This window comes from Acinetobacter sp. 1566109 (assembly GCF_000582255.1).
Classification (GTDB): domain Bacteria; phylum Pseudomonadota; class Gammaproteobacteria; order Pseudomonadales; family Moraxellaceae; genus Acinetobacter; species Acinetobacter nosocomialis.
This window is the reverse complement of the sequence record NZ_JEYB01000045.1, coordinates 1-25,164: the sequence shown is the minus strand read 5'-3', so window position 1 is coordinate 25,164 and position 25,164 is coordinate 1. Positions and strand designations below refer to the sequence as shown.

The following is a 25,164-nucleotide window of genomic DNA, read 5'->3' as shown; positions in this document are numbered from 1 at the left end:
TGAGGCGATGTGTTATTGGCTGTGTTTAATTTTTTGACTTTAAAATTCTAAATCAAGTAGATCATTATGAAATTGCCTCAAGCTGATTTTCAACATCGCAGAAACCGTCTAGCAGAAAAAATGGGCCCAAACAGCATTGCGATTATTGCGACGCGTGAGGAAATGTACCGTAAGCGTGATGCGGATTATAAATTCCGTGCCGATAGTAGTTTTTTCTATTTGACGGGTTTTGCAGAGCCTGAGGCAGTTGCTGTCATTGAAACCTTTGATGACGTTACAGACTATAGCTATAGTCTTTTTTGCCGTGAACGTAATCGCGAGATGGAAATCTGGAATGGATATCGTGCGGGAATTGACGGCGCAATTGAAGAATACGAAGCAGATGAAGCTTATGCAATTGATCTGCTTGATGAAGAAATTATTGAAAAATTATTAAATAAAGAGCGTCTTTATTATCGAATCGGACACAATGCTGCATTTGATGCCAGAGTAAGCCAATGGATCAAAAAAGCGAATGCCGAGCATCGTCATGAAGCCGCTCCAGCCCAGTTAGTTCAATTAGATCGCATTATTGATGAAATGCGGTTAATTAAATCACCCCAAGAAATTGAGCTGATGCAAGTTGCCTCAAAAATTAGTGCTAAAGCACATACCCGCGCGATGCAAACTGTTCGCCCTGGCATGATGGAATATGCACTAGAAGCCGAACTCAATTATATATTTGGGCAAAACGGCTGTGTGCCTTCATATAACAGTATTGTTGGTGGTGGGGCTAATGCCTGCATTTTGCACTATGTTGAAAATAACCAACCACTCAAAGATGGTGATTTAGTTTTAATTGATGCTGCTTGTGAATATGAGTTTTATGCATCGGATATTACCCGTACCTTTCCTGTAAATGGAAAATTTAGTGCTGAACAACAAGCATTATATGAGGTGGTATTGGCCTCTCAATATGCGGCGATTGATGCAGTACGTATTGGTAATTCGTACCGTGAGCCTCATGAGGTTGCGGTCAAAATTTTAACGGAAGGCTTAGTTAGTTTAGGTTTGCTCAAAGGTGATGTGAGTGAGCTGATTGAAACTGAAGCTTATCGTCAATTTTATATGCATGGTACAGGCCATTGGTTAGGTATGGATGTACATGATGTTGGTTCTTATAAAAAAGATGACGACTGGCGCCAATATGAAGAGGGTATGGTTGTTACTGTTGAGCCAGGTTTATATATTGCGCCCGACGATGAAACAGTAGATAAAAAATGGCGTGGTATTGGCATTCGTATTGAAGATGATGTAGTCGCAACCTCAAAAGGCCCACGAGTTTTAACGGCCGACGTGGTTAAAGATATTGCAGATATTGAACATTTAATGGCGCAAGCTAAAGCATAATTAAACGTATTCGCCAAAGGAGCAAAACTCGATGCAACAACAAGTGATTATTGTAGGTGGGGGTATGGTGGGTTTAAGCCTTTCCCTCATGCTGGCGAAGGCTAATATCGCGGTAAAGCTATTAGAAGCTGTGAAATACCCAAACTATGATGATCAAAATGTTGCCCCTTACCATTCCAGTTTTGATGCGCGGAATACGGCTTTATCACGTCGTAGCGTACAGATCTATCAGAAGCTAGGGTTATGGGATGCATTACAACAGCATGCCACTCCAATTTTGCAAGTTCACATTACTGAGCAAGGCAGTTTTGGTAAAGCACGTTTAGTTGCAGAACAAGAAAAAGTCGAAAGCTTTGGACAAGTCATTGAGAATGCGTGGCTTGGTCGAGTTTTGTTAACACAAGTACGCCAACAACCTTTGATTGAACTGATTGATGGCGTACAAGTAACCGCTTTAACTCAAGACGCTGAACAGGTACATATTGAAGCTCAGCGTGGTGATGAACTTTTAAAGCTTGAGTCAAAATTATTAATTGCAGCAGATGGTCGTGATTCTTTCTGTCGTCAAGCAATTGGTGTGGGTGTTGATGTCCACGACTATGATCAGGTTGCAATCGTTACGACTGTTCAGACTTCAAAACCGCATGAGCAGGTAGGGTTTGAGCGTTTTAGTGCATTAGGACCTTTAGCTTTATTGCCATTACCGGGTGAATATCGTCGCTCAGTGGTATGGCCTGTTAAAAAGGGCACTGAAGATGAGTGGTTAGGCGAAAAAAATGACCAACACTTTTTAGATGCCTTGCAAAAAACGTATGGTGATAGAGCGGGTAAATTTGAAAAAACAGGCAAACGCTTTAGCTATCCGCTTTCACAAGTACTTGCGCATAAACAAGCTGTTGGACGCGTTATTTTAATGGGTAATGCAGCGCATACAATCCATCCAGTTGCAGGGCAAGGTTTTAATTTATGTCTGCGTGATGCAGATGTATTGCTTCGTTATTTGGTAAATCAGTTAAGCACATCTGATGATATTGGTAACCCAGATAATTTGCTTGCCTATGAACAAGCACGTTTATCTGACCAACAGCGCGTGATTAAGTTCTGCGATACGGTCGTTCGGGGCTTTAGTAACCAAAATCCATTATTAAAATTAATCCGTAATACGGGATTAATTGCATTTGATGTCATTCCGGGTGTTAAGCCATTGGTAGCGAACTATGCAATGGGGTTAAAAGCATGAGTGAAGTGTTAGATGTCGTCATTGTTGGTGGTGGACTGGTTGGTGGCTTAACTGCTTTATTACTTGCACAAGGTGGTGTACAGGCTACCGTGCTTGATGCTGCCCCTGTACTTGATGTTGAAAAGACATTGAGCGTAATGAATCCGCGTGTTTTAGCGCTCAGCCAAGCGACGATTCATTTACTTAAAACAGTGAACGTTTGGGATGATTTAGCACGTCAAATGCCTTATACCGGCATGCAAGTGTGGAACTTAAATGGCTATGGTGAAATTAATTTTGGCCATGAGTCTGTACAAAGACCAATGCCAGAGCAAGCTTTGGGCTCTATGGTTGAGCCAAGTGTATTGAATGTTGCTATTCAACAAAAAATGCTTGAGCAGCTAACAGATTATCGTACTCAAGTCCGTGTGACACGTATTGAGCAAGGTGTTGGGTGTTGGCATATTCAATTGGCAGATGGCACAACACTTATAACTAAACTGCTTATTGGCGCAGATGGTGCCAATTCATTTGTACGTGAACAAGCCTTTATCGATCTAGACGTACTAGATTACAAGCAAGCAGCGATTAGCTGTGCAATTAAGACTTCTAAGCCTCATCACTATGTTGCTCGTCAAATCTTTTTACCTACAGGGCCTTTGGCATATTTGCCGATGGCGAGCCTTGAAAAAAGTGAAAACGGCTATTGGCAGTCCATTGTCTGGACACTGCCAGATGATTATGCTGATGAATATTCGGCTTTAAGTGATAGCGAGTTTATGCAGCTTTTAACTCGAGAAAGCCAACATATGTTGGGTGAAGTGTTAGATGTTCGTTCAAGAGCACAATTTCCATTGAAAGCGCGCGCTGCAAAACAATACGTTAAAGCTGGCCTAGCCCTAATCGGTGATGCAGCTCATGTGATTCATCCACTTGCTGGACAAGGGGTGAATATTGGTTGTTTAGATGCAGCGGTACTCTGTGATGCACTATTGCATGATTTAGGCCGTGGCGTATGGGCGCATGAACAAACCTTAATGCGTTATGAACACTGCCGTAAAGGACAAAACGATGCGATGATGCATAGTATGTCGGCTATCGGTTGGTTGGAAAGTTCTGAGCTATTTCCATTGATTTGGGCCAGAAATGCGGGACTTAAGCAGGTTGAACAAATTTCACCCTTAAAAGAGCGTTTTATGCAACAAGCGAATGGTTTAGGGGCTTTACAAAACACCCAGTATAGTCGTTAAAATAATTACGAAGTTTATGCTCTACTGGTCTAAATAAATATCAGTAGATATTTTTTAAACAATCATTTATATATCATTACCAAATCGGTCAGAAAAGATACGGATTTGACCAATTTGGCTCTTTGCTAAATGCAAAGAGATTGCTAAATTTCTGAGGTCTCAAAGACCATAGCGATGATGCAATACAAATCATTGTGGGGAGTGTAAATATGACAGATATCAATGATTATGAAGATGCAGAAGATTCTGCTGTAGATGAAGATGAAGCCAAAGCGGCTGAGAGTGGCGCGGCTGACGAAGAAGCAGGCAACTTAACTGATGCTGATCTTGCTGAGGCAGAAACGCTTACCGTAACTGCGAAACAAAAACAGCGCCAAGCATTGGAAGATGAAGTTGCTGCATTTTTAGCTCGTGGTGGGAGAATTACTGAAGTTCCGCCAGATGAACATAGCGACCTTTAATACTAAAAAAGCATCACATGAGTGATGCTTTTTTATTGGCTTTTAGGTTGAGTTAAAGGTTGTTTTGCAGCTCTTTTAAAATGCCGCATTCGTCTACTGTACGGTCGGTCGAGCAATGTTGTTTTAAATCGATGAGTGTTTCTTTTAAAAGCAAAAGTCGTTCAATTTTTTCCGATACTTCAATCAAATATTTATTCACCAAATTATCAATTTCCGTACATGCCTGCTTTGGCTGAGCTTTCATTTCTTTTAACGTTTTAATATCACTAAGAGAAATATCTAATTCGCGGCAATGTTTAATAAATAATAGGTCCGCAAGTGTTTGATCTGTGTAAACACGATAATTATTTTCTGAGCGTTGAATACGGTCGAGTACACCTACTTTTTCGTAATAACGAATAGTGTCGATTGGAACATCTGCTTTTTTTGATAATTGGCCAATAGAAAGACTCATAAGACTTGACTCTGGAGCTACTCAAGGGTTTTTAATGACTATAAAAGAGTTCTTGAGGAAATAAAATGGCCGGATGTGGATGTGCTTCAACATGTTCACCTACAAAGAAAGTCAGCCCACGCTTTAAAAAAGCGCTATGGATTGCACTTGTGATTAATGCACTCATGTTTGTAGTTGAAATTGTAGGTGGCTACAAAGCTCAATCTGTTTCATTATGGGCAGATGCATTAGATTTTGCAGGAGATGCAGCAAATTATGCTTTGTCTTTAGTTGTACTCTCGATGAGCCTTTATTGGCGCGCAACCGCAGCTCTTGTTAAGGGTATTACGATGGCCGCTTTTGGTTTCTTCGTCATTGCAAAAGTGGTATGGTCATTTTTTCATGGTGTTTCACCTGAACCGATGGTTATGGGGACAATTGGGGTGATAGCTTTAATTGCTAACGTTTCGGTTGCTTTAATGCTTTATGCATTTAGAGATGGGGATGCCAATATGCGTTCTGTCTGGTTGTGTAGTCGAAATGACTCTATTGCTAATATTGCTGTAATTTTAGCGGCGGTTGGCGTATTTGGAACAGGCACGGTATTTCCGGATTTATTAGTAGCCTTTGTGATCGCATATTTAGGTGTTTCTTCGGGTTATGCTGTGATTAAGCAATCATTACAAGAAAGAAAACAATCAAAGATAATGTTGGGTTCAGAAGCTTAATTTTAATCGTATAAACAAAAAAGTACCATTTAAGCATGGTACTTTTTTGTTTTTGAATGGATTAGATGAGAATTGATATTGCAATACTCCACATAACGCAACCAATAATAAAATCTAAAATTTTCCAAGCTTTGGGATTGATAAATAAAGGTTTTAGGAATCTTGCACCATAACCCAAACTGAAAAAGAAAATCCAAGAAGCAAGTATGCTGCCTAAAGCAAAACTAATTTTATCCTCTAGCTGTGTTGCAACCGAACCAATCAGCACAATAGTATCTAAATAAACATGTGGATTGAGCCAAGTAAATGCCAGACAAGTCACAAGTGCTTGGGTTAAAGTCTGCTTTTGGCTGCTATCAAGTTCCATGCCTTGATTCGTTTTAAACGCAGCATAAAATGCTTTTGCACCATAGACAAATAAAAACGTTGCTCCTAAATATTTCGCGACTGTAATTAAGATAGGTGATGCTGTCATAATTTCGGCAAAACCTAATACACCGCAAGCAATTAAAATCGAATCGGACAGTGCGCAGATTAAACATAACCAAAATACATATTGCTGTTTGAGCCCTTGTTTTAGAACAAAAGCATTTTGAGCACCAATCGCTACAATTAGGCCGCTACCAATACCTAAACTTTTAAAAAATACACTCAGAGAAAGCATAACCATTAAGTAGAAAAAAATCAGATGCGGGAATTATCTGTCTTTTTATAAAGAAATAAGTAAAATTAAGAATATTTAGGTTTGGCTAAAAATAATTTAGGTTTTATATGTTAGATAGTAAGCAGTGTGAAGCTTTTCTTGCGGTTGCAGAAGTCGGGAGTTTTGATGCAGCAGGAGAGCATTTATGTATCACTCCGTCTGCTGTATCACTACGTGTACAAGCACTAGAAAAATATTTAGGGCAGATTTTAATAATACGTGGCCGTCCATGTGTGCTTACACAAGCAGGGCAAACCTTACTGCAACATTTGCGTCATACAAGGCTAATGGAGCAAAATTTATTACAAGGTTTAATGGGGAAATCATCCGAATCGGAATTTTATAAAATTGCGTTGGCTTCAAATGCAGATTCATTAGCAACTTGGCTTTTACCCACTATTCAGCAAACATTGTTCAAAGAAAAAATAGTATTAGAACTAAAAATTGATGATCAATCTCATACGCATACCTTGTTAGAAACAGGGCAGGTCAATGCATGTATTACAGCAGAAGAGCAGGTGATGGCGGGTTGCTTAGCTCAGCCTCTTGGTAAAATGCGCTATAAAATGCTCGCCTCGGCTGACTTTGTAAATCGGTGGTTTCGTGGTGGAGTTAACCGAGAAGTTTTAAGAAAAACGCCGGCAGTTATTTTTAACCATAAAGATTTAATGCATTCGGAAGTTTTATTAAAAGGTTACGGTTTACCGATGCAGAGTTATCCTTATAGTTTTATTCCGGCAACAGATGCTTTCGTTAAAGCAATTCAACTAGGTTTAGGCTATGGAATGGTGCCTGAGCTTCAGGTTCAACCCTTGCTCGAAAATGGGACTCTTATTGATATTATGCCCGAGGCTCAACTTGATATTCCTTTATATTGGCATCACTGGAAAAGACAGTCGAAACAACTTGATGTACTGACCGAAACAATTGTTCAGTCAGCAAAAGAGATATTGAGATAAGGTTAAGAGCTTACGATGATAAAAGTTTGAAACGTGTTGAATTTTATCTCTAATATTATTTTGCAAAATTCATGCACGGTGATGACATAGATTATTAGTCATCACCGCACTTAGTTAAAAAATTAAGATTGCGTTAACTCAAGCGCACGTTGATAAGCGATTTTTTTCTTAATACCCGTTAAATCAGCAGCAAGTTGAGATGCTGCTTTTACTGATAAATCTTGAAGTAGGCGTATTAAAAGTTCATCTAGTTTTTCTTGTTCCAGATCTGTTTTTTCTGGGGCACCGCCAACTACAAGAACAATTTCACCTTTTTCTTGGTTATGGTCATTTTCAATAAAATTAACCAGATCTTTTAAAGTCATTTTTTTGATCGTTTCAAAAGTTTTGGTAATTTCACGTGCGAAACCGACAGGACGATTTTCACCAAATACTTCAGCCATATTTTTTACGCATTCTAAAATACGGTGTGGTGCTTCATAGAAAATTAAGGTCTGAGTTTCATTTTTAAGCTTTTCGAGTTGCGAAATACGTTGAGAAGCTTTTGATGGCAAAAAGCCTTCAAAACTAAAACGGTCACTTGGCAAGCCCACAGCACTTAACGCAGCAATTGCAGCACATGCACCCGGTACAGGCACAACTCTAATGCCATTTTCTTGAGCAGCACGAACCAGTTTGAAACCTGGGTCACTAATAAGTGGTGTGCCTGCATCACTAATCAAAGCAATATTTTCACCAGCAAGTAGCTTTTGAACTAACTGCTCAATTTTGTTGCTTTCGTTATGGTCGTGGCATGCGGTAAGTGGGGTAGATATATTATAGTGTTTGAATAATTGAGCGGACTGGCGTGTATCTTCGGCAGCAACAACAGAAACTGATTTTAAGATATCAATTGCACGGAAAGTCATATCATCTAAGTGCCCGATTGGGGTGGCTACAACAAATAACTGAGCACTCATTTGGTTTTTACTCCGTACAGATAAACAATTTTAATCGGTTAGTGTACCCGAAATTCTGTTTTTGGCGTGAACAATGTCAGTAGGCTTTTTATTTTTCAAAACATTTGCTTTTGATTTACTCAATTCAAAATATAAAAACGCAGAATCGGTATTAAGAGCATTTACATTTAAAAAAGGGGAAACAAAAAAATCATGTTAGTTGCACAGCAGTTGGGCCAATGGGCTGAACAAACAGCACTAAAACTTTTAAAAGAACAAAATTATGAATGGGTCGCTAGTAATTATCATTCACGCCGTGGAGAGGTCGATCTGATTGTAAAACGCGGTAACGAATTGATTTTTGTTGAGGTAAAAGCGCGAGGGCAGGGAAATTATGGTCAAGCTTGTGAAATGGTGACTTTAAGTAAACAGAAAAAATAATTAAGACGGCGATGAGGTTTTTACAGCGCTACCCATCTTATCAGGATTTTTATTGTCGTTTTGATGTGATTTGTTTTGATTTTCCACAGAAAATTGCAAAAACAGTACAGCAAGACTTTTCGAAATTCCATTATGATCTGCAATGGATCGAAAATGTATTTACTTTGGATTAAGAGTTCATTACTCTTTTGAGCAAATTAAAACCGATGTTTATGATCAAGCCAAGAAGAGATTGATAGGAGTCTGGTGGAGTGTTGAAACGTATTGCTGTAACAGCGCTTTGTGTCGCAAGTTTGTCAGGTTGCGCAAGTTTTATTTCTGGTGGAACAGGTACAGCTCCAGTTGGAACAGATAGTGGTGTACGTAGCTTAGGCCAAGTATTTATTGATTCTTCAATTAAGCGTACAGCGAATATTAACCTCTATAAGCTTGATCAGCGTTTTAAACAATCTCGTATTAACATCGAAAGCTTCCATAGCACAGTATTGTTAACTGGTCAGGTGCCAGACCCATACTTGAAACAGTTGGCAGAAGATAACGTTAAAGCCATGAGTGATGTGAAAGCTGTACATAACTATATTACAGTGGGTAACAAAGTAAGCTATAACACGATCATGCAAGATGCTGGGGTAACCGCAAATACACGTGCTTTATTAATGAAAGCGCCAGTTGTATCGGACAGTAAAGTACTGGTCCATACCGAAGATGGTGTTTTATATGTAATGGGTCGTTTAAACACAGCTGAAATTAATGACTTAAACAATGTGCTGCAAAATGTCGGTAACGTGACTAAGATTGTAACGCTTATTGATAACATTGATTTAGCGCCTGCTCCGGCAGCATCGACTGGCAACACAACAACTACGCCAGTAATTAATAATGTTCTTGCTCAACCAACAGTTCAAACTCCTGTTGCAATTGATCCGGACCAAACAGATCCAGCATCATCTACTGCACAATAAAATATGAACCTGATTGAACAATTACAAAGCAAAATTGAGCAGGCGAGAACTCTTTATAAGGAGTTCCGCCTGTATGATTTGGGGAGCTTTGCTTTAAACTGTTTTACACCAAAAGATGGTTTTGAGCAGGTTTTAAATGTGCGTTATGGCTTAAAGCCTCGCCATCGTCTAGATATTTATCGTTCTACTAAACGCTTAGCTCATCGACCACTCATTGTTTTTGTACACGGTGGTGCTTGGCAACATGGTAATAAACGAGACTATTTATTTGTGGGTGAAGCGTTTACGAAAGAAGGTTATGACGTTGCTGTCATTAACTATCAACTTGCGCCAAAAAATATTTTTCCAAGTTATGTAGATGACTTAACGCAAGCGTTAAATTATTTACATCAAAATCAGGAAAAACATGAAATCTCGACTGAGAATATTGTGCTTATGGGACATTCGGCAGGTGCATTTAATGTAATGTCGGCTGTTTATCACCCTGACTCAACTAAGATTGAATGTTTAGGGAAAATTAAGGCAATAGTCGGATTAGCTGGTCCGTATCATTTTGATTATAAGGGTGATCCGCTTGCTGAAGATGCTTTTGATCAAAGTGTTTCTTATAAAGAGGTGATGCCTTATTATTTTGTAAATCAAAATAATATTAAGCATTATCTACTCATGGCTGAAAATGATCAGCTCGTAAAGCAACATAATACTTTGGATATGGATCAAGCCCTTAGAGAGAAGGGAAATCATAGCCATATTGCTATTATCCCTAAAACTGGCCATATAACGATTTTGGCCAGTCTATCGAGTTTTGTAAGTCATTACTTCAGAACAAAACGAACCATTTTGCACTTTCTTGAGGAAGTATTCTAAAACATCTGTTTGAGAGCGCGCAGATTACTTTGCTTGAGTAATCTGCGTAATCATTGCGTGTGCAATACTGCCTTTAAATGGAATTTCAGGAAGCTGATCAAATTTAAAGAACTGCGCATCGGCAATTTCATCTTCCTGCAAAGAAATTTCACCTGACTCATATTCAGCTCTAAACGCAATCATAAGATTACTTGGAAACGGCCAAGGTTGACTTGACATATATTGAATATTCTTGAGTTTAAGCCCCACTTCTTCTAAAGCTTCGCGTTGAACAGCTTCTTCAAGAGTTTCGCCAACTTCGACAAAACCTGCAATCAAACCATACATGTTGGTTTTATTGTGAATTGATTTTGCTAATAAGATTTCATCATCACCTTTAGTAATGATAGTAATGATACATGGGTTTACGCGAGGGTACTGATGATAACCGCAAGCAGGGCATACCATTGCATATTCGGTTGAGTGGACTTCGGTAGCGTGTCCACAGTGGCTACAAAATTTGTGATTACGTCGCCATTCGAGCAACTGTACAGCACGACTTGCCTGTAAAAATTGCTCTTTTGACCAGTTGGAAATAAGTTGACGAATTGGAACGAGTTGCAGACCTTCCGGTATAGCTTCTTCACTCAGCAAGTCACGTGCAATGACCTGTTCGTCATGAGTGAAAAGCAGATCACTTGCTAACTTTTCGACTTTGGGTAATTGAAAGTTTTGGTCAACCAATAATTGTTGGTGATGAAAAATATAAGCAAGTGATAATTCAGACATTAAGCTGCCTTTTTTTGAAGTTGTTGACTACTTAGCAATGCTACATCAAACATGGATTGTAGAACAGGCTGTTTATTTTTTAAATTGTCAACTAACATATCTAGTCCAGCTAATACGTTAAAAATACAGTGAATCTGGTCATGACTAAAAGGTTGGTTCTGTTCGATTTGCTGCTGTACAAACTTGGCAGTTTCAAGCAAAGCATTTTGTTGAACCGTACTTCTTAAAAATTCAGCCGCGCCAGCCAATTCTTTTAATGAGCCTGCAATCGCTTCAATATTTTGAGTTTGATCATTGGCATATAAAGTCAAACTTTGGCATACAAAATCGATTAAATTTTTTGTCTCATTTAATAACATTTCATGTGCTTCATCTAAACGATCTAAAGAAATATTAGTGTTGTTCACACGAATTTGTAGACGGTTCGATGAATAATTGCGTACTAAAATACCAATAGCGTTCATAGCAGATAAAATGCTCTTCATGAGCTGCTGAGCATAGTTTTCATTACTCAATATATTGATTTGACTTAAACTGCTGGCTTGTTGGGAAAGCTCTGAAGCAGCTTCATTTAAGTTAAGTAATTTAAAAGTATGAGCAAGCTGCATAAGGCTGCTTTGAAGTTGCTGAGCCTTTTCTGGCGACATGTTTTGGTAGTTATATTCAATATCATTACGAACTTTATTCATTTCGCTTAAGATTAATTGACTGACCGTTTGCATGGTATCAAAGTCTGGACCATACAAATGTTGGCTCAGTGCTTTAAGTTGAGTGTCGGTGAGAAACTCATGACCAATGTTTAGCTGCCCACGAATTTGCTTTGCGAGTTGATCTTCTTGTCCAATTACAATACTAATAATATCTGCCAGAGCAGTTAATTTTGCTTCAAAGCTTTCTGGCGATGCTAAAAATAGGCCTATAGCATTTTCAAGATTAATCAATACACGTAAGCGAGCATCATTTAAAACAAGTTCATCAATATGATTAAAGGCGGAGTTCACTAATTGCCAATATTGTTGGCTTGGTTGACCATGAGCCATACTGATTAAATAGCTACCAACAAGTTTGAATGCCTGAAAGTCTCGAGCACTTTCAGTTTTATTTAAAAACTGATGCAAAGATAATTTATAAAGCTGATGGATAAATTGAGTTTTTTCATTAATGAACACTTCGGGTAACGGTAACTCAAGTGAAGTTGTTGTAAGGTTTGAAGCAATCTGCTGGCCAGATGAAGTTAATGGCTTGTTTAAGGCTTTTTCTAAATTGTTTAGAGTGTCCAAAAGAAACTGAGGGACTTCAACTTCACGTAAACAAATAAACTCAATATAGCGTTTCACCATAGTCGTGCCTTCACTTAGAGCAACAACGTCATCTGTATTGATACGCTCTGGATTCGCCATAATTTTTTGCATCAACTCGGTTGAATATTGAGTGATTTTTGCTAAATAGGGGATATCAATGAGGCGTAATACTTGAGTGCATTGTTTAAATTGTTCTAATGCATCATCAATACCAAAAGGGAGAGCCTGCTCTTCAATTAATGTACTTACAGCACCTTCCACCAGTTTTATTGAGTTATCAATTTCATTCTTGATAATAAGTAACGCTGTTGGATCAAATTGAATCGAATTATGCTCAGACATAAAAATTCCCCTTTGCAAAAAAAATCAATTGTTATATTCGTCATGGCTCAATATTTTGAGCTAAAAATCTATACGACTAATATAACTTAACTTGCAAAAGGGGAAACTAAAAAAACATTAGAGAATCAAAAATTTATTTTGCAAAAAGGCAAGGTTCTCCATGTTTTTTCTCAAATTCTTTGACCCAAGTCTCATGTATATTCAACTCTTCATCTGAAGGGTAAATAACGGGTAAATCAATTTGAATTCTAGCTTTGGTTGTTTTTTGTTGATCACTTTCACTTTGAGAGAGCGCATCCATATCAAAGGAAACTTGACCACCAGTCATTGCCAAGTAAACATCAGAAAGAATTTCAGCATCGAGTAACGCACCATGGAAGGTACGGTCACGCGCTGGAATTTCATAACGTCTAACTAAGGCATCAAGTGAGTTTTTCTGTCCAGGATGCTTATTTTTGGCTAAAGCTAAAGTATCGGTAACTTCACAAACTTCTGAAAGAGCAGGTAACCCAACACGTCTAAACTCCATATCTAGGAAGTTCATATCGAAGGTTGCGTTATGAGCGATAATTTCTGCACCCTTTAGATACTCAAATAAAGTATCTGCAATGTCCGCATAGACAGGTTTATCTTTTAAGAAATCATCACTGATACCGTGAATGTTTTCTGACTCACCTACTGGTTTTTCAGGGTTAATATAAATATGAATCGAACTGCCTGTAAGCTTACGGTTAATCATTTCGATGGCGCCGACTTCAATAATACGGTCGCCATCTTGGAAATAAAAACCAGTCGTTTCAGTATCGAGAATGAGCTGACGAGGGCCTTGTAATTTAAGCTTTGCTTCGGTAACAACAATTTGAGGATGAATATTGCTACTTTGTTGCTTTGTTTCTTGCTCTACAGCTTCAATCTCATTTACTTCTTCGTCTAAAGTATTCATCTCAACTTCTTGTAATGGTTCAAGAGCCACATCTTCATCTTCGCTTGTTTCAACCAGATCAAACCCGAAAGGGTCATCTAGCAACCAGTCCTGTTCAGGCTTTTTTATATCTTGCGGTGCAGCGACAGACTGTGGTTGCTTGAGTTCTTGAGCTGTTTTATCTGCACCTAAATTTGCAAGTTGGTCTGCCATTTCATTGCCAGGATGTCCTGCATGGCCTTTAATCCAGTTCCACTCAATATTTCTACCTGCGCAAACAGCATCAAGTTTTTGCCATAGGTCAGGATTTTTAACATCTTTCCAATTTTTCTTTTTCCAGCCATGAATCCATTCTGTAATGCCTTGCTTTACATAATTTGAGTCTGTCCAGACAATTAATTGTGCATCAGGAGGGCAAAAAGAAATTCCTTCAATAGCCGCAGTAAGTTCCATACGGTTATTGGTTGTGTCGGGTTCGCCGCCAAATAATTTATGTTCACCCTGTTCGGTAATGACATATGCACCCCAACCACCTAAACCGGGATTGCCACGACATGCACCATCAACATACAGTGTGATTGTTTGAGACATAAATCGAAACCTAAACTGAAAGAAAAAGAACTGAATATGGTGTATTGTATACGCAAAAAGTTCGGTTCCATCGTTACAAAGCAAGCTTTTTTTAATTTCTTGTAACATTTCCATGCAAATGACATTAAATTATTGCCTTGTCTATCTTGCATGCTTTACTACAATGGCATCGAAGACCTAGGGTTTGTGGGCAGACCCCAAGAAATATTACGCGAGTTGTTTGGAAGTTTTTATGTATAAACCAACCACATTTGTGTGGCAGCCATCTGCAGCATCATTATTCAAAATTACAGTACTTAGCTCTGCTTTAGCTGCGTTGGGTATTACAACAGGCTGTTCTTCGACTCCGCAATCTGCAAAAACCTCGAAAACAAAACAGGTCAGTGGAGCAGGCTATCTTGATGCAAGCAGTCTGGACTCGTTAGAAGATTTACTTTCAGCAACGGATATGCGTGCTGTAGAAGGTGACCGTTTACTTATTTTAAAACACGGTGATGTCTGGAAGCGTATGGCTGTAGGCTTCAAAATGGACCTCAATCATTGGGATCCACGCATTGAAGCGCAGCGTAGTTGGTTTATCTCACGTCAGCCCTACCTTGACCGTTTAAGTGCTCGCGCAAGTCGTTATTTATATCATACTGTGAAAGAAGCAGAACGCCGTGGTCTTCCAACCGAACTTGCATTATTACCAGTGATTGAAAGTTCATATGACCCTGCTGCAACAAGTAGTGCGGCAGCAGCGGGCTTATGGCAGTTTATTCCAAGTACTGGTCGTATTTATGGTTTACAACAAACGGGTATGTACGATGGTCGTCGTGATGTTGTTGAATCTACACGTGCTGCGTATGAGTTTTTAGGAAGCTTATATAACCAGTTTGGTTCATGGGAGTTGGCTTTAGCAGCTTATAACGCTGGTCCAGGACGTATTCAACAAGCGATTAACCGAAATCAGGCTGCTGGTCTACCAACGGACTACTGGTCATTAAAACTTCCACAAGAAACCATGAACTATGTTCCACGTTTCTTGGCAGTTGCTCAAATTATTAAAAATCCGCGTGCTTATGGGGTTTCATTACCGCCGATTGCAAACAGACCCCATTTCCGTGAAGTCACGTTATCTGCACCATTGTCTTTAAATGAAATTGCATCAGTAACTGGTCTTAGCCGTGCTGAGCTATATGCATTAAACCCAGGCTATCGTGGTGAAACAGTAGACCCTGCAAGCCCAATGCGTATTTTAATTCCAGCTGATGTAAGCCCGTCAGTTGATAACAAATTAAAAGCCATGAAAGCTGGTGGTAGCAGTTCAGGTTGGTGGGCAAATGTCACATCTCCATCTAAACCAACTACAACCACCTCAACTTCAGTTACTGTTAAAACTACACCGGCGACACAGGTTCAGCCTGTAAGACCAACTACACCTAGCAAAACAACCAGTAGCTCTGTAACGGTAAAAACTTCTACACCTCGTGGATCTGATGCTTTAGCGGCTTTTGCTGCCTCAGCTGATGTACCTAGTGCACCGCGTATTCCAGTTGCAGTCACACCTGCGACCAATGTAAAACCTGTAAGAACAGAACCACCAATTTCAGCAGTTGAGCGTGAGAAAATTTTAGCGGCAGTTCGTGCTGAAGGTGAGAAGGAAACAGTTGAGCAAGCTTTACAGCCGCAAGCTACACAAGCTGAAAAAGACCAAGTGGTTGCCGAGCTAAAAGCAATTGCACCGCAAGGTACCGAAATTGTTGATCCTTATGACGGTAAAATTAAGCTAACTGCGATTCAAACGAGTTTGTCAGTTGCTGAACAGCAAGGTAAAGAGTTAAGTAAAGGCTTTGCTTACCCGAAAACTTTAGCTGAAGATGCAAGTGTTGCGAACTCTGAAGATGGTCAGCGTAATAAAGATAAGCCTTACATTAAAACGGATACTGATGTTGTCGTTGTACAGCCTAAAGGTAAGCGTAGTACCTATACTGTACAACCGGGTGATACATTAGCAATTATTGCAATGAAAAATGGTGTGAACTGGCGTGATGTTGCTAAGTGGAACCAGATTGATCCAGAAAAAACTTTATTTGTAGGAACTAGCCTGTATTTGTATGATGCTAAACCGCAAGAGGTTGAATCTACTGCAAAAGCATCAGCTAAACCTGATGTATATGTTGTTCAAGCAAATGACAGTTTAACAGGCGTGGCAAATCAATTTAATTTGTCTGTGAAACAGCTTGCTGAATACAACGATTTATCGGTAAACGATGGTCTATTTGTTGGCCAAAAGCTGCATTTAAAAGAGCCTAAAGGCAACCGTACTTCTGCTAAAGCAGAACAACCTAAAGCAGTTCAGGCAAGTACACGTCGTATTGCAACAAAAAGCTATACAGTTAAACGCGGCGAATATTTGAAGTTAATTGCAGATCGTTACGCATTATCTAACCAAGAATTAGCAGAGCTAACGCCAGGATTGTCGGCTGGTAGTAACTTAATGGTTGGTCAGAAAATCAATGTACCTGCAAAAGAAGTTACTGTCGATGAAGTTGATGATAACAAAGCTTCTGGTAAATATGAAAAACTTGCAGCAGGACCGTCGTATAAGACTGAAAGCTATAAAGTGCAGCGTGGTGATACATTATCAAGTATCGCGACCAAGTCTAAAATTAGCCTAGCTGAACTTGCTGAACTGAATAACTTAAAAGCCAATAGCCATGTACAGCTTGGTCAAAACTTAAAAGTACCTGCTGGTGTAAGTGTTCCAGATCACTATGTTGTTCAATCTGGCGATAGCTTGCATGCGATTGCAGCTAAATATAACTTACAAACCAGTTATTTGGCTGATTTAAATGGTTTGTCGCGTACAGCAGGTGTTCGTGCTGGTCAGCGTTTAAAATTGACAGGTGAGGTTGAAACGCCGAGCAAAGCTACGACTAAAAATGTCAAAGAAGAAACGCCAGAGACTTATACGGTCAAATCTGGTGATAGCTTAGGGAATATCGCCAACCGCTATCATTTGCAGTTAGATTACCTTGCCTCATTGAATGGTTTATCTCGTAACAGTAATGTTCGTGTTGGTCAACGTTTAAAATTAACAGGTGATGTGCCACCAGTAGAAACAGCAAAAGTTGATACGGCGAAATCAGCAGCTAAACCTGTTGCACCAGGAAAAAATACTGAAAAGTATACGGTTAAAGCTGGCGAGTCGTTACATACGATTGCAAGCCGTGCAGGTATTTCAGTTCGTGAACTTGCTGAAATGAATGCATTAAAAGCAAATGCAAACTTACAGCGCGGACAAAATATTGTAATTCCAAAAACTGTAGTGGAATACAAAGTTAAACGTGGTGATACTTTAATTGGTCTTGCAAGTAAATATGGTCTAGAAACTACTTTACTGGCGGAACTCAATAACTTAACACCGTCGACTCAATTACGTATTGGCGATATTATTAAAGTGCCTAATTTATAGAATACTTAGAACTTTATGCAAAAGTTATATCCTCAACTGAGCCTGCTAGTCGGGCTCAGTGTCTTTTCACAAGTTGTATTCTCTGCACAGCAAATCACGCCTTATATCGCAATTCACTCTAAGCCTAAATATTTAACAATGGCTGCAATGCCTTATGCCAATCCGAATGCACCAAAAGGTGGAGTATTGAGTCGGGCTGCGCAAGGGACTTTTGATAATTTAAACAGCATGAACGGTAAGGGGAACGCGACAGAAGGAGTAAATTATCTTTTTGATACTTTAATGACTCAGTCACTCGATGAAGTTGGAGTTTTATACCCACTTTTAGCCGAGAGAGTTTCCTATGATCCAGAAAGAACGCAATCGATTACCTTCTATTTAAATCCAAAAGCACGCTTTAGTAATGGACAACCTTTAACAGCAACGGATGTAAAATTTAGCTTTGATACCTATCAAACCAAATCTAATTTTGGCCTGCAAATGTATCTTGCAGACTTGGGAAAAACAGAAGTTATAAATCCTCATCAAGTTAAATTCACTTTTAAGTCTAGCCATAATCCAAAAATGCCATTTGTTGTGGCGAGTTTACCGATTTACTCAAAAGCAGACTGGCAGAACCGTGACTTTACTCGTATTACTTTGCAACCGATTATAGGTTCAGGGCCTTACGTGGTTGAGAAAATTGATGCAGGTCGAAGTATTAGTTATAAACGTAATCCGAATTATTGGGCAAAAGACCTACCTATTAATAAAGGGCGCTATAACTTCGATCATTTAAAGTATGTTTATTACCGAAATTGGGACATTGCATTCGAAGGTTTTAAATCTGGGCAATATACCTTGCATGAAGAAACTAATCCAAAAAAATGGGTCACTGACTATCATTTTCCGGCTGTAAAAGCAGGCTTGGTAACGCAATATAAATTTAGACATCATAACCCCATTGCAACCGAGAGTTATATTTTTAACACAAGGCGCAACCCTTTCAATGACATCCGCTTTAGACAAGCTTTGACTTATGCCTATGATTTTGAATGGCAAAATAAAGCTTTGTTTTACGGACAATATCAAAGACTACAAAGTTATTTTGAAAATAGTGATTTGGCAGCGACAGGTCGACCTTCAAACAATGAGCTGGCCATATTAAAGCCTCTTTTGCCAAAGCTTTCTCCAGTCATGCAAAAAGCTGTTTTGACAGACTGGAAATATCCTGTCTCGGATGCCAGTGGTTTTAACCGTCAAAACTTATTAATCGCAAGACAATTACTCATTCAAGCAGGCTATAAAATTAAAGAAGGACAGTTATATACTCCTGAAGGCCAGCCTGTAAAAATTGAGTTCCTCATTCAGCAAGATGGCAAACAAAGAACACTGATGCCATTTGTAAGAAATTTAAAAAAATTAGGAATTAATATTAATTTACGGCAGGTTGATGCGCCGCAATATTTAGAGCGTACACGCCGTTATGACTTTGACATGACTACGATGAATTTGCCGCAATCTTTAAATCCGGGCAATGAACAGGCTCAGTTCTGGGGAAGTGCCGCAGCAATTCAAGATGGCAACTATAACTACGCTGGTATTCGTAATCTGGTTATTGATGAAGTCATTTCAAAACTGGTGACTGCCAAAGACCGTAATCAGCAAATCACTTATACTCATGTTCTTGACCGATTGCTTCGCGCAGGATATTACCAGATCCCGACTTATGGGAAAGGGGATTATTGGTATGCGTATTGGAATATGTATCAGCAACCTAAAGTGAAACCTGTGCTCTCGGCTGGTATAGAGTATTGGTGGAGTAATCCAAACCAAGCCAAAAAAGTTGCCCAATATTTACATCAACAATAAAAGCAAGTACCTAAAGGAAATCCTGTTATATGGGTTCATATATTCTAAAGCGACTTCTTTTAATGATTCCAACGTTGTTCATTATTTTATTGATCAACTTTGTGGTCGTGCAAATTGCACCGGGTGGACCTGTAGAACAAGCAATCCATGAGGTAGAAAGTGGCGTAGGAGCAGGGCGGATATTAGGTACTGAAATGTACTATCAGGGTGCTAAAGGATTAAGCCCCGAAATGGTAGAGCAAATTAAAGCACAATACGGTTTTGACCATCCTCCAGTAGAACGTTTTTTACTGATGTTAAAGGGCTATTTGACTTTAGACTTTGGACAAAGCTTTTTTAAAGATAAACCAGTAGTTGAGTTGCTTTGGGAAAAAATGCCTGTGTCGATCTCGATTGGGCTATGGAGCACTTTGCTGATTTATCTTATTTCAATTCCACTTGGAATTAAAAAAGCGAAACAACAAGGTTCTTGGTTTGATCGTTCCACTTCTTTATTACTCGTGGTGGGTTATGCGGTACCCAGCTTTGTCTTTGGCATACTGCTTATTGTTTTTTTTGCGGGTGGGTCATATTTTCACTGGTTTCCATTGCAAAGCCTGGTATCAGATAACTTTCATCAATTGAGTTTTTTTGGAAAAATTACGGACTATTTATGGCATATGACTTTGCCACTTATTACCATGGTCTTAGGTGGTTTTGCGAGCCTAACTTATTTAACTAAGTATTCATTTTTAGAAGAACTTAATAAACCTTATGTTTTGGGAGCTTACGCAAAAGGTCTAAATAGCCAGCAAGTTTTATATAAACATGTATTTCGCAATGCCATTTTAGTGGTACTCGCCGGATTGCCGGAGGCTTTAGCTGGTATTTTCTTTGTCGGAAACCTTTTTATTGAAATTATTTTTCACCTAGATGGTGTGGGGTTGTTGGGCTTTGAAGCGATTGTTCAACGAGACTATCCGGTTATTTTCGGCGTATTGTTTTTCTTTACGCTGTTTAGTCTACTTTTACGACTTATTTGCGATGTGCTGTATCAATGGATTGATCCGCGTATTCACTTTGACGCACAAGGAGGCAAATAATGTCTTTAATTGTGCAGTCACGGCTGCAAAAGTTTAGGCAACATAAATTAGGTTGGGCAAGCTTTGTTTTGTTTAGCCTCATTTTGGCGATGTCCTTAGCTGCTGAGCTCATTGCTAACGATAAACCATTGTTGGTGAAATATGAGGACGCTTATTATTTGCCTGTATTTAAATCATATCCCGAAACTACTTTTGGTGGCGTGTTTGAAACAGAAGCAGATTATAAAGATCCCGCTGTACAAGAGCTTATCAATCATAATGGATGGGCAATTTGGCCCCTCATAAGATTTTCTTACCAGACTCCTAATTTAGACTTGGCTGTACCTGTGCCATCGCCACCTTCTAAGCAGAACTGGTTAGGGACAGATGACCAAGGGCGAGACGTGCTTGCACGTATTCTCTATGGGCTTAGAGTCTCATTACTTTTCGGCTTGGCTTTAACAGCTTGTGCAGCACTACTTGGTATTTTTGTAGGTGCTATACAAGGTTACTATGGTGGCTGGGTTGATTTGTTGGGGCAACGACTGGTAGAAGTCTGGAATGGTTTACCCATGCTCTTTATGGTCATGATTTTGGTCAGCATGTTTACCCCAAATGTATATTGGCTATTTTTTATTATGCTGTTCTTTAGCTGGACTGTACTGGTAGGAATTGTCCGTGCCGAATTTTTAAAAGCGCGTCAACTTGACTATGTGCGTGCGGCTCAGGCTTTAGGTGTAATTGATAGAGCAATTATCTTTAAGCACATTTTGCCAAATGCCATAAGTTCTAGCCTGTCGCAATTACCTTTTATTTTGACTACTAATATTATTGCTTTAACCGCACTCGATTTCTTGGGCTATGGTTTACCGCCAGATGCTGCCTCTTTAGGTGAGTTGTTGTTGCAAGGTAAAAATAACTTAGATGCACCGTGGTTGGCTTTATCGGGCTTTTTTAGCTTGGCTTTTGTGTTGTCATTATTAATTTATATTGGGGAGGCGGCACGCGATGCATTTGACCCAAGAAAATAACTTAAATGTAGATGCTACATTGCTAAATATAGAAAACCTTTCAATCTCTACACAAGATCAGCCTTTATTGGAGGGTCTCAATCTACACTTACAAGCTGGAGATACGCTTGCAATTGTAGGTGAGAGCGGATCAGGTAAAACAATAAGCTGTTTGGCGATGATGGGATTATTACCAGAAAAATTAAAAACATCTGGTCGTATTATTATTAATTCAAAAAATATTTTAGAAACAGATGAAAAGACAAAAACACACATACGTGGCCGCCAAATTGCCATGATTTTTCAGGAGCCTTCTACGGCTTTAAACCCATTGCATCGTGTTGAAAAAATTGTCGGTGAACATTTCATTTTACAAGGTTGGACAAAAGCAAAAGCTCAGCAGCAGGTAATTCAATTATTAAAAGACGTAGGAATTACTAATCCAAAGCATATTTTAAAACGCTATTCGCATGAGCTTTCGGGTGGACAAAAACAGCGGATAATGATTGCGGCTGCGCTAGCGCTTCAACCTAAAATTTTAATTGCAGATGAACCAACTACCGCGCTTGATGTGATTTTACAAACGCAAATTTTAGAGTTACTGAGGTCTTTGCAAAGTAAATATGGCATGGCGCTAATTTTGATTAGCCATGATTTAAATTTGGTACGCCGTTATGCCAATGAGCTGATTGTATTACACGAAGGACAAGTTGTAGAGCAAGGTCAGCTTCAACAGATTTTTGAACACCCAACTTCAACTTATACCCAGCAATTATTAGATCATGATCTTGGTTTTGCTGAGCAGCCTTCAATCAGTCATAACATTTTATCTGTTCAACAACTCAATGTTAAATATCCAATACGACGTGGTTTTTTTAACCGTATTCAGGGTTATACCACTGCTATTGAAAATGTAAGCTTTGAGCTTGCCCAAGGCGAAGCATTAGGCGTTGTGGGGGAGAGTGGTTCGGGTAAAACCTCATTGGCTTTGGCTCTGGTTCGATTAATTAAAAGTGAGGGGCAAATTATCTTTTTAGGGCAAGACATAAACCACTTAGAACAAAAAGCTTTGCGTAAGATTAGGTCAGACTTACAAATTGTTTTCCAAGACCCATTTGGTAGTTTAAACCCGCGTATGACGGTAGGGCAGATTATTGCTGAAGGCTTAAAAGTGAAAGCTGTAGCTGATAGCGAGATTAAACAGCAAGTTAAATCTGCTTTAGTAAAAGTTGAGTTGGCTGAAGACTTTCAACACCGCTATCCGCACGAGCTTTCGGGTGGACAACGTCAACGCGTTGCTCTAGCACGAGCTTTAGTGGTTCAACCTAAACTTTTAATTTTAGATGAGCCAACGTCTGCCTTAGACCGAACCACGCAAAAGGCCATGATTCAATTATTGCGACGTTTACAACAAACTGAGCACCTAAGCTATATTTTTATTAGTCATGATTTAAATGTGGTCAAAGCACTGTGTCATAAAGTGATGGTATTACGACATGCAAAAGTTGTTGAATATCAGCTAACTGAACAGTTATTTAATGACCCTAAAACTGAATATACCAAGCAGTTAATTACAGCAAGCCTTTAAATATTTTTGTAAGATATTGTTTTATAAAAATAAATAATATTTTTGTTTTTAATGCAAAAAGTTGCAATTTTTTATATTTTTTAAATTTGACATGTGATATTGTCAGTTATCGATTACCCCCTTGACATGACCTATAACTCATCTAAATTAGTGTAATTGCTCTAAAATATTAAAAGAGGTTAACCATGAGCCAGATTGCACAACCAATCACAATTCGAAATACCACATTTAAAAATCGAATTATTAAAGGTGCAATGAGTGAGGCACTCGCAAACTATGAAGGCCAGCCGAATGACTTACATTTAGGCCTGTACGGTGCATGGGCCAAAGGTGGTTTGGGCTGTGCGATTACTGGGAATGTTATGGTCAATGTAGAGGCCAAAAACGAACCCGGGGTAGTGGTGATTGAAACTGAGCGTGACCTAGAGCGTTTAAAAGAATGGGCAGCAGTCGGTAAACAATATGGAATGGTACAGCTTATTCAATTGTCTCACCCAGGCCGTCAGTGCCCTAAAGGTTTAAATAAAGAAACAGTTGCACCTTCGGCAGTTCCTTTTAGTCCAGCTTTAGCGACTATGTTTGGTACGCCACGTGCGCTTACGCATGAAGAAATTTTGGATATTATTAAACGTTTTGCGAACGCTGCTCGTATTTGTGAAAAGGCAGGTTTTGAAGGGGTACAGTTACATGGTGCACATGGCTATTTAATTAGCCAGTTTTTATCACCATTAACCAATAAGCGTACAGACCAATGGGGTGGCTCAGTTGAAAACCGTACTCGCTTTTTACTAGAAGTTTATAAGGCTGTACGTCAAGCAACCTCAGAGAATTTTATTATTTCAGTTAAGCTCAACTCTGCCGACTTCCAGCGCGGTGGTATTAGCGAAGAAGATGTAATTTCGGTATTTAAAGCAGTTGATGAAGCTGGGATTGACTTAATTGAAATTTCAGGTGGTACTTATGAAGCACCTGCAATGGCTGGCGCTAAAGCCGATAAACGTAAAGCAAGTACCATTGCACGGGAAGCATACTTCTTAGACTTCGCTGAAAAAATCCGTCAGCATGTAAAATGTAAACTTATGGTGACAGGTGGCTTCCGTACTGTAGAAGGCATGAATGCTGCTCTAGCAAGTGGGGCATATGACTTTATTGGTATTGCTCGTCCACTTGCTGTTGAAACAGATTTAACTGACCGTTTAATCGCAGGTCAAGATGTTCGCTATGCCGTAAAACCAATTAAAACAGGTTTACCTTTTGTCGATAAAATGGCGATTATGGAAATTATTTGGTACGCAGCACAATTTAAAGCAATTGGGCAGGGTAAAAAACCAAATCCAAAACTATCGCCTTTAATTGTGTTTTTAAATTACGCGAAGGGCAATATTAAGGCCGTTGTTCAGGGGCGCGTGAATTCACGTAAGTCTGCATAAATAAATCACCAAGCAATAGCCCAGTAAGTTTGAAAAGTAGAAGCAGACCATTGACCTTTAATTAGAGCATTTTTAAAGCCAGGTCTGTTTTCTATCTGGGTCAGATAACGCTGTATATGTTTAAACTGGCTGTAATTTGGTGAGCAAGCCAATAATGGAAACCACATCAAAATATCAGCAGTAGTAAACTGATCTCCAGCAAACCATAAGTGACGTTCTAAATGTTTATCAATCATGCTCATGTGTCTTTGTAATGATTGATTGAGATAGCCTTGATCAAATCCATATTTTAAAAGCTTAGGAACGAAACGGACCAGAAAAGGCGTGCGTTCTGCAATTTGGTGAAAGATTTGCTTGAGTACCAGATCTGGAATGAATGTCGCCTCACAATAATTCTTCCAATAATAAAAGTTTTGAAGTTGTTGGCTTAGTAAATTGTTCTGGCTCAGTTGTGGGTGTAAATGAGAGAAATAATCTAGAATTGCTGAGGTTT

Annotated in this window: 21 protein-coding genes and 1 pseudogene; 15 read left to right on the top strand and 7 right to left on the bottom strand. The window is 39.1% G+C overall.

The window, feature by feature from the left end; all coding sequences use genetic code 11:
• Positions 1-66 precede the first annotated feature (66 nt).
• The 4 genes from pepP (at position 67) to J582_RS19690 (ending at position 4,319) form a co-directional block, all read left to right on the top strand.
• The gene (gene pepP, locus J582_RS19705; RefSeq protein ID WP_032048450.1) at positions 67-1,389 is read left to right on the top strand and encodes a Xaa-Pro aminopeptidase; all 1,323 of its coding nucleotides are present in this window, start codon (positions 67-69) and stop codon (positions 1,387-1,389) included.
• A 31-nt stretch (positions 1,390-1,420) separates the two neighbouring features.
• Complete coding sequence (gene ubiH / locus J582_RS19700) at positions 1,421-2,629, top strand: 2-octaprenyl-6-methoxyphenyl hydroxylase (RefSeq protein ID WP_031997057.1); 1,209 nt, start codon at positions 1,421-1,423, stop codon at positions 2,627-2,629.
• Positions 2,626-3,858, top strand: coding sequence for an FAD-dependent monooxygenase (locus J582_RS19695; protein ID WP_032048449.1), 1,233 nt, complete (start codon positions 2,626-2,628; stop codon positions 3,856-3,858). Before ubiH ends, J582_RS19695 begins: the two co-directional genes overlap by 4 nt.
• 209 nt (positions 3,859-4,067) lie before the next feature.
• The gene (locus J582_RS19690) at positions 4,068-4,319 is read left to right on the top strand and encodes a hypothetical protein (protein ID WP_002049530.1); all 252 of its coding nucleotides are present in this window, start codon (positions 4,068-4,070) and stop codon (positions 4,317-4,319) included.
• 52 nt (positions 4,320-4,371) lie between these two features.
• Here J582_RS19690 and J582_RS19685 read toward each other — a convergent pair whose 3' ends face one another.
• A complete protein-coding gene (locus tag J582_RS19685) occupies positions 4,372-4,773 on the bottom strand; it encodes a MerR family transcriptional regulator (RefSeq protein WP_004888171.1) in 402 nt (133 codons plus the stop codon).
• A gap of 65 nt (positions 4,774-4,838) precedes the next feature.
• Here J582_RS19685 and J582_RS19680 point away from each other — a divergent pair, with 65 nt between their 5' ends.
• Complete coding sequence (locus J582_RS19680) at positions 4,839-5,480, top strand: cation transporter (protein WP_031997053.1); 642 nt, start codon at positions 4,839-4,841, stop codon at positions 5,478-5,480.
• A gap of 61 nt (positions 5,481-5,541) precedes the next feature.
• Here J582_RS19680 and J582_RS19675 read toward each other — a convergent pair whose 3' ends face one another.
• The gene (locus J582_RS19675) at positions 5,542-6,144 is read right to left on the bottom strand and encodes a LysE/ArgO family amino acid transporter (protein ID WP_032048446.1); all 603 of its coding nucleotides are present in this window, start codon (positions 6,142-6,144) and stop codon (positions 5,542-5,544) included.
• A gap of 107 nt (positions 6,145-6,251) precedes the next feature.
• Here J582_RS19675 and J582_RS19670 point away from each other — a divergent pair, with 107 nt between their 5' ends.
• Positions 6,252-7,142 (top strand): LysR family transcriptional regulator ArgP, encoded by an 891-nt coding sequence (locus J582_RS19670; protein ID WP_031997046.1) that lies wholly within the window; start codon positions 6,252-6,254, stop codon positions 7,140-7,142.
• 122 nt (positions 7,143-7,264) lie between these two features.
• Here the strand turns inward: J582_RS19670 and rsmI are convergent, their stop codons facing one another.
• Positions 7,265-8,101, bottom strand: a complete 837-nt coding sequence (gene rsmI / locus J582_RS19665; protein ID WP_031997041.1) for a 16S rRNA (cytidine(1402)-2'-O)-methyltransferase — start codon at positions 8,099-8,101, stop codon at positions 7,265-7,267.
• A gap of 192 nt (positions 8,102-8,293) precedes the next feature.
• Between rsmI and J582_RS0105005 the strand changes: the two are divergent.
• From J582_RS0105005 to J582_RS19655, 3 genes and pseudogenes are all read left to right on the top strand, one after another.
• Positions 8,294-8,694 (top strand): annotated as a pseudogene (locus J582_RS0105005) (YraN family protein).
• Between the two features lie 78 nt (positions 8,695-8,772).
• Positions 8,773-9,483: a BON domain-containing protein gene (locus tag J582_RS19660; protein WP_004709989.1), complete on the top strand. Its 711-nt coding sequence runs from the start codon at positions 8,773-8,775 to the stop codon at positions 9,481-9,483.
• 3 nt (positions 9,484-9,486) lie between these two features.
• Positions 9,487-10,350, top strand: a complete 864-nt coding sequence (locus tag J582_RS19655; protein WP_031997039.1) for an alpha/beta hydrolase — start codon at positions 9,487-9,489, stop codon at positions 10,348-10,350.
• Positions 10,351-10,374: 24 nt separating this feature from the next.
• On the opposite strand, the gene nudC is transcribed toward J582_RS19655, so the two are convergent.
• The 3 genes from nudC to dnaQ all read right to left on the bottom strand — a co-directional run bounded on the left by nudC (position 10,375) and on the right by dnaQ (position 14,274).
• Positions 10,375-11,118, bottom strand: a complete 744-nt coding sequence (gene nudC / locus J582_RS19650; RefSeq protein WP_004709985.1) for an NAD(+) diphosphatase — start codon at positions 11,116-11,118, stop codon at positions 10,375-10,377.
• Positions 11,118-12,761, bottom strand: coding sequence for a hypothetical protein (locus J582_RS19645; protein ID WP_032048445.1), 1,644 nt, complete (start codon positions 12,759-12,761; stop codon positions 11,118-11,120). The genes nudC and J582_RS19645 overlap by 1 nt, the downstream gene beginning before the upstream one ends.
• A 133-nt stretch (positions 12,762-12,894) precedes the next feature.
• Entirely contained in the window at positions 12,895-14,274 is a 1,380-nt protein-coding gene (dnaQ, locus tag J582_RS19640; RefSeq protein ID WP_032048444.1) for a DNA polymerase III subunit epsilon, read from the bottom strand.
• A 232-nt stretch (positions 14,275-14,506) separates the two neighbouring features.
• Between dnaQ and J582_RS19635 the strand changes: the two genes are divergently transcribed.
• The 6 genes from J582_RS19635 to J582_RS19610 all read left to right on the top strand — a co-directional run bounded on the left by J582_RS19635 (position 14,507) and on the right by J582_RS19610 (position 24,671).
• Positions 14,507-17,731: a lytic transglycosylase gene (locus J582_RS19635; protein ID WP_032048443.1), complete on the top strand. Its 3,225-nt coding sequence runs from the start codon at positions 14,507-14,509 to the stop codon at positions 17,729-17,731.
• Between the two features lie 15 nt (positions 17,732-17,746).
• On the top strand, positions 17,747-19,582 hold the full coding sequence (locus tag J582_RS19630) for an extracellular solute-binding protein (RefSeq protein WP_032048441.1): 1,836 nt from the start codon (positions 17,747-17,749) through the stop codon (positions 19,580-19,582).
• Positions 19,583-19,611: 29 nt separating this feature from the next.
• Positions 19,612-20,664, top strand: a complete 1,053-nt coding sequence (gene yejB, locus J582_RS19625; protein ID WP_032041422.1) for a microcin C ABC transporter permease YejB — start codon at positions 19,612-19,614, stop codon at positions 20,662-20,664.
• Positions 20,664-21,674 carry an ABC transporter permease gene (locus J582_RS19620; protein WP_032048440.1) on the top strand — a complete coding sequence of 337 codons (1,011 nt, stop codon included), beginning with the start codon at positions 20,664-20,666 and terminating at the stop codon, positions 21,672-21,674. The genes yejB and J582_RS19620 overlap by 1 nt, the downstream gene beginning before the upstream one ends.
• Positions 21,652-23,241: an ABC transporter ATP-binding protein gene (locus J582_RS19615; RefSeq protein ID WP_032048439.1), complete on the top strand. Its 1,590-nt coding sequence runs from the start codon at positions 21,652-21,654 to the stop codon at positions 23,239-23,241. Before J582_RS19620 ends, J582_RS19615 begins: the two co-directional genes overlap by 23 nt.
• Before the next feature lie 185 nt (positions 23,242-23,426).
• Positions 23,427-24,671, top strand: coding sequence for an NADH:flavin oxidoreductase/NADH oxidase family protein (locus tag J582_RS19610; protein WP_032048438.1), 1,245 nt, complete (start codon positions 23,427-23,429; stop codon positions 24,669-24,671).
• A 5-nt stretch (positions 24,672-24,676) separates the two neighbouring features.
• Here the strand turns inward: J582_RS19610 and J582_RS19605 are convergent.
• A partial coding sequence (locus J582_RS19605) for a glutathione binding-like protein (RefSeq protein WP_032048437.1) occupies positions 24,677-25,164 on the bottom strand: 488 nt, incomplete at its 5' end.